The following is an 822-nucleotide window of genomic DNA, read 5'->3' on the forward strand; positions in this document are numbered from 1 at the left end:
AACAAATGAAATGATAGGCAATACAGGTAAAAAAAAAGCCGGACCTCCCATACCGGCACTTCTCATTGCCATATCACTTCCACCCGAAAAAGCATTAATCAGTAAAACCCGACTGCTCAGCGAGAATCGTCGAAAAGGACGAGTAGTTCAGGCGGAAACGCTGGAAGCAGCGGGCCATGTGCTATTGCTAACATCATTACCGGAAGATGAATATTCAGCAGAGCAAGTGGCTGATTGTTACCGTCTGCGATGGCAAATTGAACTGGCTTTTAAGCGGCTCAAAAGTTTGCTGCACCTGGATGCTTTGCGTGCAATGGTACCTGAACTCGCGAAAGCGTGGATATTTGCTAATCTTCTCGCCGCATTTTTAATTGACGACATAATCCAGCCATCGCTGGATTTCCCCCCCAGAAGTGCCGGATCCGAAAAGAAGAACTAACTCGTTGTGGAGAATAACAAAAATGGTCATCTGGAGCTTACAGGTGGCCATTCGTGGGACAGTATCCCTGACAGCCTACAAAACGCAATTGAAGAACGCGAGGCATCGTCTTAACGAGGCACCGAGGCGTCGCATTCTTCAGATGGTTCAACCCTTAAGTTAGCGCTTATGGGATCACTCCCCGCCGTTGCTCTTACTCGGATTCGTAAGCCGTGAAAACAGCAACCTCCGTCTGGCCAGTTCGGATGTGAACCTCACAGAGGTCTTTTCTCGTTACCAGCGCCGCCACTACGGCGGTGATACAGATGACGATCAGGGCGACAATCATCGCCTTATGCTGCTTCATTGCTCTCTTCTCCTTGACCTTACGGTCAGTAAGAGGC

2 protein-coding genes are annotated in these 822 nt (G+C 49.1%); one reads left to right on the forward strand and one right to left on the reverse strand.

What is annotated here, in order from left to right; genetic code table 11:
- Positions 1 to 439 (forward strand): transposase (locus AC0L3J_RS37115; RefSeq protein ID WP_473350392.1); only part of this gene is annotated, 439 nt, incomplete at its 5' end.
- 193 nt (positions 440 to 632) lie between these two features.
- Here the strand turns inward: AC0L3J_RS37115 and mokC are convergent.
- Positions 633 to 785, reverse strand: a complete 153-nt coding sequence (mokC, locus tag AC0L3J_RS37120; RefSeq protein WP_000809168.1) for a type I toxin-antitoxin system toxin MokC — start codon at positions 783 to 785, stop codon at positions 633 to 635.
- Positions 786 to 822 lie beyond the last annotated feature (37 nt).

This window comes from Bradyrhizobium sp. Kon37, from assembly GCF_055807535.1.